This is a genomic window from Okeania hirsuta (assembly GCF_003838195.1).
Taxonomy (GTDB): Bacteria; Cyanobacteriota; Cyanobacteriia; order Cyanobacteriales; family Microcoleaceae; genus Okeania; species Okeania hirsuta.
In genome coordinates this window covers 1-9,609 of record NZ_RCBY01000259.1, presented here as the reverse complement: position 1 = coordinate 9,609, position 9,609 = coordinate 1, and the positions used below count along the sequence as shown (strand labels likewise).

Annotated in this window: 6 protein-coding genes; 2 read left to right on the top strand and 4 right to left on the bottom strand. The window is 41.3% G+C overall.

Going from position 1 to position 9,609, the window contains the following annotated elements:
• Positions 1 to 413: 413 nt before the first annotated feature.
• Both D5R40_RS27230 and rd read right to left on the bottom strand, forming a co-directional pair.
• Positions 414 to 1,649, bottom strand: a complete 1,236-nt coding sequence (locus D5R40_RS27230; protein WP_124147082.1) for a BaiN/RdsA family NAD(P)/FAD-dependent oxidoreductase — start codon at positions 1,647 to 1,649, stop codon at positions 414 to 416.
• 341 nt (positions 1,650 to 1,990) lie between these two features.
• The gene (gene rd / locus D5R40_RS27225; protein ID WP_124147081.1) at positions 1,991 to 2,155 is read right to left on the bottom strand and encodes a rubredoxin; all 165 of its coding nucleotides are present in this window, start codon (positions 2,153 to 2,155) and stop codon (positions 1,991 to 1,993) included.
• An 855-nt stretch (positions 2,156 to 3,010) separates the two neighbouring features.
• Here rd and D5R40_RS27220 point away from each other — a divergent pair.
• Both D5R40_RS27220 and D5R40_RS36165 read left to right on the top strand, forming a co-directional pair.
• Positions 3,011 to 4,111: a CAP domain-containing protein gene (locus tag D5R40_RS27220; RefSeq protein ID WP_124155490.1), complete on the top strand. Its 1,101-nt coding sequence runs from the start codon at positions 3,011 to 3,013 to the stop codon at positions 4,109 to 4,111.
• On the top strand, positions 4,081 to 4,305 hold the full coding sequence (locus tag D5R40_RS36165) for a hypothetical protein (RefSeq protein WP_161565081.1): 225 nt from the start codon (positions 4,081 to 4,083) through the stop codon (positions 4,303 to 4,305). The genes D5R40_RS27220 and D5R40_RS36165 overlap by 31 nt, the downstream gene beginning before the upstream one ends.
• Positions 4,306 to 4,469: 164 nt before the next feature.
• Here the strand turns inward: D5R40_RS36165 and D5R40_RS27215 are convergent, their stop codons facing one another.
• Both D5R40_RS27215 and D5R40_RS27210 read right to left on the bottom strand, forming a co-directional pair.
• Complete coding sequence (locus D5R40_RS27215; protein WP_124155489.1) at positions 4,470 to 8,657, bottom strand: CLIPPER-2 domain-containing protein; 4,188 nt, start codon at positions 8,655 to 8,657, stop codon at positions 4,470 to 4,472.
• 164 nt (positions 8,658 to 8,821) lie between these two features.
• Positions 8,822 to 9,052, bottom strand: coding sequence for a hypothetical protein (locus tag D5R40_RS27210; RefSeq protein WP_124155488.1), 231 nt, complete (start codon positions 9,050 to 9,052; stop codon positions 8,822 to 8,824).
• Positions 9,053 to 9,609: the final 557 nt, after the last annotated feature.

Below are 9,609 nucleotides of genomic sequence, written 5' to 3'. Positions count from 1 at the left end.
TTATATCGTTTGTGTAAACCCAAGGGTGAATATCTACAGGAAATGATGGTTTTTTTCTTGCGAGGGTAGCCTTCTTCCCTCTTCCCTCTTTCTTCTTCCTTCTTCCTTCTTCCTTACCTTTGCTATACAAGACCGATGCTACCGGACATGATATAAATAGTCGTAACAGCTTGCAAATAAAATAGGTAGTATTAATACTGCCTATTTAACCCACATTCCGCACTTCAAAATGTAGTACAAAAATACCGTAAGAAAGCCTAAACTCCAGACCAAAATTTGTAAGGACAATCTCGCGTAATGGTGAAAATATATATTTTTAATTTCTTCCTCCACTCCCCACACTCCCCTCTCCGCGTCCCCGTGTCACCGCGTCTCCGTGTCAAATCTTAAAAATCTCCCCCACTCCCCACTCCCTACTCCCTCCCCTTCATCCCTTGACCTGCTAACCATCCAGTTGTCCATGCGCTTTGAAAATTAAAGCCTCCTGTAACTCCATCAATATCCAATATTTCACCAGCAAAATATAATCCCTGACAACAACGACTTTCCATAGTTTTAAAATTAATTTCTTTCAAATTCACCCCACCACAAGTAACAAACTCTTCCTTAAAAACCCCTTTACCCTGAACTTGATATTTACCTTGAGTTAATTCTAAAATCAACTTGTTAATAGCTTTCTTTGATAACTCCCCCCAACGTTTTTGCGGGTCAATATCCGCGGCAATAATTAAACTTTCCCACAAACGGCGCGGTAGAGAAAACGGACAACTATTAACGATCGCTTTCTTTTCCTGAGTTTTAAGTGCTAATAACTGTGTTCTTATATCTTCTGAGTTAAGGTGGGATAACCAATTAATCAATAAATTAGCTTGATAGTCATTTTCATGGAGAAATCTTGCACCCCAGGCGGATAATTTCAAAATTGCCGGACCACTTAAACCCCAGTGAGTCAGAAGTACAGGTCCTATCTGTTTTAATTTAGCCATCGGCAGTTGTAAACAAACATTCTCAACCGAAATACCTGCCAACCCTTGGAAACGTCGGTCAGAAATCTTGAAAGTAAATAGAGAAGGTACAGGTGCCGCAACCTGATGACCCAATGCTTTTGCCCAACGATGACCAAGAGGACTACTACCAGTTGCTAGAAGCAGGCGATCGCATTCCACAATTTCTCCCGATTTTAATCTGATTTCAAATAAATTATTATCCCCCACCGTTGACTTTCGTGCTAAAGAAACCACTGCTGCACCCGTGCGAATATTCACACCTCGGTCTAATGCGACCCTAGTTAAACACTCAACAATTGTAGCAGAATCATTAGTAGTGGGAAACATCCGTCCATCTGCTTCTGTTTTTAACTGTACGCCCCTCGCAGTAAACCATTCCACAGTATCACGAGCCTGAAATTGACTAAATGCACCCCGAAGCGCTTTACTTCCCCTGGGGTAATTTTGAACAAAAATTCCTGGGTCGAAACAGGCGTGAGTAACATTGCAACGACCACCGCCAGATATACGAACTTTAGCCAGAGTTTGTCGCCCTGCTTCTAAGATGGTGACATCAGTGTGGGGGGTGCTGCAGGCGATCGCTCCAAAAAAACCTGCCGCTCCCCCACCTACAACTACAATTTTAAGAGGTGGGAAAGACATTTTAGGTGTTGCTGAATTAGTATATGATATTAATCTTGATTACTTAGGAGTCAGGAGTTAGGAGGGAAGAAAGAGGAGTAGAAGGAGAAAGTTTTTTGTTTGCTGGCGCACAACGCATGTTAACGTGTAAGCGGAACTGAGTTCTATGGCGCTCTTATCCGGACACGATATCATAGCTCAAATCACCAACCCCAACATTTTATACATATTAGACATCTCCAATAATAAAAAATAAAATCAATTATCGCAGATAAATCATCAATTCTTTCCCTCTACTCTGTACGGACGTTGCATGCAACCTCCCTACTTCCTACTCCCTCTTTTCCGGAGAGGTTTATTAGTTACTCCTCTACTGGTTCAAAATCATCTTTACCAACCTCGCAAACTGGGCAAACCCAATCATCAGGAATGTCTTCAAAAGCTGTTCCTGCTGCTATTCCTGAATCTTCGTCTCCTTCTTCTGGGTCATATATATATCCACAAGCATTACAGACATATTTTTTCATTTTAATCTATTCCTCTCTAATAGTTCACCTGGATTTTACAAGCTTGTGGGTTAGAGGTTCCACTGTCAGATTGCAAAGTTTTGTTAACTTTTTGGGTTGTCCTGCTCGCGTAATAGACATCTGGTAAAAATCAAAAATCAAATCAATTATCGTACAGAAATTATCAGTTCTTTCCCCCTCCATACCTATTCCCTATTCCCTATTTCCTCTTTTGGAGGAGATGTCTAGAAGAGATATATTTTTTAATTTCTTCCAAAACTCCCCACATTCCCCTCCCAGGAGTGGTTAGGGGTGGGTCCCCAAACTCCTCACACTATCTCTACCATTACTATGCACCACCACCACTTTTTGATGGTCTTTTACTCACTTCGGTCAAAGTAGACCAAAGCAAGAATGTTTTCCGGAATGTCTGTACTGTTAATTGTAGTTTTGGCTTTGTGGTTTATCTATCAGGATTTACGCATAACCACCACATATAGGGTGAACCGCTGTTCGCCCCTACAAATGGTGTATAATTTCGTATTTTGCGTAAGTCCTATCTATCTGAAAAATGGGAGATGAAGGGTAATTTTTACTACTGTCTTCTGACTCTTTTCTTCAAGATATCTAAATATGTGTTTTTACAGGTAGATGTATGAATTTAATTTGAATTTGCAACAATTACTAATTGTTAAATTAAATCAGCTTTGACCAGAATTTAATTCTAACAGGACTTACGCAAATTATTAGACAATACGCTATCCGTAGGGGGTAAATGCCTATCTGTAGGGGGTGAATGGCATTCTCCCCTACTAGATATAACGGTTCTGCGTAAGTCCTGTCTAAATAAAAAAAAACTAATAAAATAGGTAACAAATGGAAACTGAACTCACGCCCAATGGTAATAACTTGCTCGCCACCGATAATACAGAAGCGATCGCTCTTTCTCCTGGAGAACTCGCTAATTTTCCCGATGGGTTAGCTGCTCTTAGTGGCAACGATACAGTTACGGGGTCTTCAGACTCGGAATTCATCCTGGGAAACCGGGGTGAAGATAGCCTTATTGGGGGGGGAGGCAACGATACTTTAATGGGTGGGAAAGACAATGATACAGTAGAAGGTGGCAATGGTAACGACTTAGTTCGTGGCGATCGCGAAGCTGATGTTGTTAGAGGGGGCAATGGTGGGGATAGTTTATTTGGAGGCAAAAATAACGACCGCCTCTTTGGGGATGGGGGCAATGATATTTTATTTGGCGATCGGGATAATGATACTCTCAGTGGTGGTTTGGGACAAGATACTCTCAATGGTGGAGCAGGTAGCGATGTATTTGTCTTAGAAAATGGTGCAGGTGTGGATGAAATAGCTGACTTTGAAAATGGTATCGATATAATTCAACTACCCGATGGTTTAAGTTTTGACAATATTAGTTTACAAAGTAGTCAGCAAAACACGGTGATTATTGATCGCCTCACTGGAGAAACTATAGCGCAAGTAAATAATGTATCTGTAGGGAGTCTCAGCAGTGCCAATTTTTTATTTGAATCCTCTTCAAATACTGAAACAGGTAATCAAAATTTCATTAATAGAGTTGTTGAACTGACCAACCAAGAGCGCACCCAGTTGGGTTTGTCTCCCCTGAGTACAGACCCATTGTTAGGTCAGGCGGCGCAAACTCACACAGAGAATATGGCACTGCAAGATTTTTTCGAGCATACAGGGTTAGATGGTTCGTCGGCAGGCGATCGCATTGAAGCTACAGGTTACGACTTTTCAGCTTGGGCAGAAAATATTGCGGTAGGGTATTTGACACCGGAGGAGGTAGTAGAAGGATGGATGAATAGTCCCGGACATCGCGCCAACATTCTAGATCCAAATTTGCAGGAAATTGGTGTTGGTTACTATTTCTTGGAAAACGATACTGGTAGCGTTAATTTCAACCATTATTGGACACAAGTATTTGGAACATCTTTTTAGATGGGTTGATGGGGAGATGGGGAGATGGGGAGATGGGGAGATGGGTTGATGGGGAGATGGGGAGATGGGGAGATGGGGAGATGGGGAGATTGGGTATCTTGAAGTATTTTCAATTATTGCCTCTATCCCATTTACTGGTGTTTGCCTCTAAACTGCAGCAAGATATGTTGGTGCCGGAGCGGCATACTTCGTAAACGAGCAATGTGGAAATCGTGGTTTTAACCCGATAGAAAGCTCCTCTGAAAAATCCACACGACTTTAGTCCATGGAGTGTCAAATAACAAAAGTAACGACTTCCTCTAATATCAGAAGTCGTTACCCAGAATCGATCGCCTCAATCTAGAAAATCTGAATAGATTTAGAAAAGACCATTATTGTTGTAATCGTCTAGAGCAGTGTGAATTAATTCACCGCCATTAGGCACAATTGGATTAGATTCAGTCCAGAAATCAGAATTAGCTGGAACAGCATAAGTTGATGCCTCTAGGATGAGGTCTCCGTCACCAATACCATCCAAATTTTCATCTGGTGTATGCTCCTGAATCCACGCAATACCATTATCGATATCATCTGTTGGTGCTGGGTTAAAAGCAGTGAAATTCAACCAAGAAGCAACTAAGGAGCGATCGAGAGTGTACCGCTTGTCGTTTTTCTGCTCTTTTTGCTTGGCAGCAAGAATAGATTTGGCTTCGTTGAGACTGTAGAATATAGTGCTTTCACTCTCATCGGTAATACCATTCCGGTTGTAGTCACCCACAAGAAGTCCTGTCTGGTACGTTCCACTTACTGGATCGAGTACCTGTGGTGCTTGCTCAGATGCTGAATAAGGTGCTAACAAAAGGTCTCCTGATGGGAAACCAGAACGTTCTGCAAAGCGACTGTCATTTTCCGGGTTGCCATCCCAAACTTCAGTCCAGTTCACCCAGAATCCTGGTGTGCGAACTCCTGGACCTTCAATTCCCGTGTAGGAACTGGGGTCAGTAGCTTCAACTTGACCTTGACCGTTGGAGTGGTCGCCTGTGACTGTTCCGAGGTTTTGATAGCTGCCAGTGATGGCAGTTCCGGTTAATTCGTAAATCCAGGTTTCATTGGGAGCGAGAATAGCATCACCATCACCGTCAACAACTAGATTGGTAATCACACCTTGTGGATCGTCGATAAGATTAATATTGGAAAGGTTCAAGTTACCATCATTAGTTACTGTGTAAATCCAAGAGATCGACTCTCCTGCGGAAACCCCAATATTATCGCCTGTAACAACTCCATCGGTGGTTACTTTCTCAAGGGTAATGCTAGGATTTTGGACTACATCAACGGTTTCATCATCAGTCTTAGGTTCGGTTTGGTCAGTATCACCAGTTGCGACGTTAACTAAATCTAAGCCACTATCGAAATCTGCTTGAGTGACTGTGTAGGTTGCGGTGTATTTCCAGGTTTCACCTACATCTAAGTTATTATCCCCATTACCATTATTCGTAAGAGTTGGGAAAAAATCATCAGTAAGATCGTCAGGAGTGAAGTTATCGTCGCTGAGAGTAAACCCAGTTAAAGTTTGGTTGCCACTGTTAGTTACCGTATATATGTAAGTAATAACTTCTCCAACTTCATCCACTTCACTAACATCAGCTTCTTTGAGCAGTAAGAAATCTGCATCTTCCAGGACATCAACTTTTTCATCATCGGTTTTAGGGTCGGTTTGGTCACTATCAGCAATAGCTACGTTGACTAAATCTGCTGCACTATCAATATCCGCTTGAGTCACTATATAGGTGTAAGTACCTGTTGTTGTTTCTCCTGGAGCTAGGGTTGTGCTACTCAGAGTAATAGGAATGTCATCAAGAGTTTCATCACCATTAGTTGCATCTCCGTCATCGGGAGTAAAGTTGTCGTCGGTAACAGTGACATTGTCTAAAGTAACATTGCCCGTATTTTCCACTGTATATTTGTAGACAATCTGATCCCCAGCAGCATCTACCTCAGTTAAATTAGCTTCCTTGAGAATTGAAAGACCAGGATTTTGTACTACATCTACTGTCTCATCATCCTCTGTGGGTTCGGTTCGATCACTATCAGCAATAGCTACGTTGACTAAATCCGCTCCACTATCAATATCTGCTTGGGTAACAGTATAGGTGTAAGTGCCAGTTGTTGTTTCTCCTGGAGCTAGGGTTCTGTTACTCAGAGTAATAGAGATATCATCAAGAGTTTCATCACCGTTAGTTGCATCTTCGTCATCGGGAGTAAAGTTGTCGTCGGTAACAGTGACATTTTCTAAGGTGACATTGCCTTCATTTTTTACCGTATATGTGTAGACAATCTGCTCTCCAGCAGCATCTACCTCAGTAACATCAGCTTCCTTGAGAATGGAAAGACTAGGATTTTGGAATATTTGCACCTGTTCATTATCTTTCTGTGGCTCTGTTTCTTCGCTATCAGCAGTAGCAACGTTAACTAAAGAAGCACCAGTGTCAATTTCAGCTTGAGTCACGGTGTGGGTTGCAGTATATTTCCAGATTTCACCCACATCTAAAATTCCATTGCCATTATCGCTGCTAACATCAAATGTAGGATTTAAATCATCCCCTGGATTAGTTGGTGTAAAGTTATCGTCGCTTAATGTAACGTTAGTTAAGCTTTGGTTGCCTGTGTTTTTAAGGGTGTAAGTGTAGGTAATGACCTGACCAGCAGTACTGACTATAGAAACATCTGCTTCCTTGAGAATTGAAAGACTAGGTTGTTGAATTACATCAACAGTTTCATCATCAGTCTTAGGTTCGGTTTGGTCACTATCAGCAATAGCTACGTTGACTAAATCCGCTCCACTATCAATATCTGCTTGAGTCACTGTATAGGTGTAACTGCCAGTTGTTGTTTCTCCTGGAGCTAGGGTTGTACTACTCAGAGTAATAGGGATGTCATCTCCGTCATCGGTAGTAAAGTTGTCGTCGGTAACAGTGACATTTTCTAAGGTGACATTGCCTTCATTTTTTACCGTATATGTGTAGACAATCTGCTCTCCAGCAGCATCTACTTCAGTAACATTAGCTTCCTTGAGAATTGACAGGTTAGGATTCTGGTCAATCGTGACTGTCTCATTATCGGTCTTGGGGTCGGTTTCCTCAGTGTCAGCAGTGGCAACGTTAACTAAAGCTGTTCCACTGTCAATATCATCTTGGGTGACAGTGTAACTGTAGGTATATTCCCAGGTTTCACCTACATCTAATACTTCATTACCATTAACATCGCTACTGGGAACGAATTCGGGGTCGAAGTCATCATTTGAATTGTCAGGAGTGAAGTTGTTATCAATGAGGCTGACATTAGTTAAGGAAACTGTGCCAGTATTTTCTATGGTGTAGGTGTAAGTGATGACTTGTCCTGCTGTATTTACTTCATTAATATTGGCTGTTTTTAGCAGTAAGAAGTCAATGTCTTGGAGTACATCTACCTTAGCATCATCTGTCTTTTTTTCAGTTTCGTTGCTGTCAGCAGTAGCAACGTTCACCAAATCTGCACCACTGTTAATATCCTCTTGGGTAACAGTATAGGTATAACTGCCAGTTGTTGTTTCTCCTGGAGCTAGGGTTGTACTACTCAGGGCAATAGGGATATCATCAAGAGTTTCATCACCATTAGTTGCATCTCCGTCATCGGGAGTAAAGTTATCGTCCATGACCGTAACGTTAGTCAAGGTTTGGTTGCCTGTGTTAGTTACTGTATATGTGTAAGTAATATCAGTTCCAGCTACCTGTACCTCAGTAATATCAGCAGTCTTGACAACAGCCAAATTTGGCTGTTGGAGTACCTCAACGGTTTCATCATCTTTCTTTTCCTCAGTTTCGTTGCTGTCAGCAGTAGCAAAGTTCACCAAGTCGGAACCATCATCAAGATCTGCTTGGGTAACAGTGTAAGTCGCTGTGTAAGTCCAACTTTCATCAACATCTAAAATTTCATCACCATTACCATCATCAGTGAGAGTAGGGTGAAAGTCGTCACCTGTATCAGCAGGGGTGAAGTTGTCATCGCTCAGGGTAATTCCAGTCAACGGTACATCACCATCATTGCTGACTGTGTAGGTATAGTTAACTACCTGATCCGCAGCATTCACACTGGTTACATCTGCTGTTTTGGTAACTCCAATTGCTGGAGTCCCCTCCACATTAACTGTGGCAGTATCTGAGTCGGTAAGTTCTTCAAAGTTTCCACCAGAGGCACCATTATTACCAATGGCATCTGCTGTGTTAATAACTGTACCTTGAGCAGACAGTTGAACTTCTTCATAGAAAATTACGGTTGCACCTGGTGCCAAATCATTTGCGTCTCCCTCACTATCAAGGTCTCCATAAAGACTGTCAAACCCAGAGGTAAATTCGTTGCCATCAAAATCAATGACTTTCAGAATGGAAGCATCGGTTAAAGTAAAATCATCAGTTGTATCGCCTGGTGTTCCATTATCATCAGTCCAATCTAAATCAAACAGTTCGGCAGTACCGTCGTTAGTAACTTCATAGTAATAGCGCACCGTATCACCAGAGGTTGCAGTCAACTCTTCAACGCTAGAATCAAAACTACCACCTTGGGTAGTAACTGTTTTCTGGATATCGAGTAATGGATCGCCAGCACCAACAATTTCACCAATTTTCAGGAAGGGAATAGTTTGTTGCCTACATTCCGCAGTTGAACGGTGCCGTTGGGGGATTTTTTTTTAGGCTATATTATATATTTTGAGAATACTTCCTCAATTTCATCTAATAAAAAAACTTGTAAGCCAACAGGTAAATAATCTTTTCTACTGGAATAAACCTGCAATAAAATATCTATTAAATCATCTTCCCCAACCCGCAATGCTAAAAATAATTCTAAGCGATTACCATCGCCGCAGCTATATCGCTCTGTTTCGCGATTATTGAGGGGTTGCACATTATGGAATGATATTGCCAAAAATTAGTTGATAATTTGACTTGAAAAAAACATAATATTAATCATTCTGGCAATTCTCAAATCCAAAATTCTGTTCATCAAAAATGTCAAATAATTCGTCACTGTGCAACGCGATGATTGATGATTTATCTATTGTCCAATAGTTATTGCTCTACTGAGTAGCGATCGCTCTATTTCGAGATTATTGATGATTTATCTATTGTCCAATAGTTATTGCTCTGCTGAGTAGCGATCGCTCTATTTCGAGATTATTGATGTTTTATCTATTGTCCAATAGTTACAGCCCACATTCCCCACATAATGTTGAGCAAAAACTCCTATTGCGACATACGCAATAAAAGCAAATCTTGAGTAAAAACTCCTATTGCGCCATACGCAACAAAAGCAAATCTTGAGTAAAAACTCCTATTGCGACATACGCAACAAAAGCAAATCTTGAGTAAAAACTCCTATTGCGACATACGCAACAAAAGCAAATCTTGAGTAAAAACTCCTATTGCGACATACGCAACAAAAGCAAATCTTGAGTAAAAACTCCTATTGCGACATACGCAACA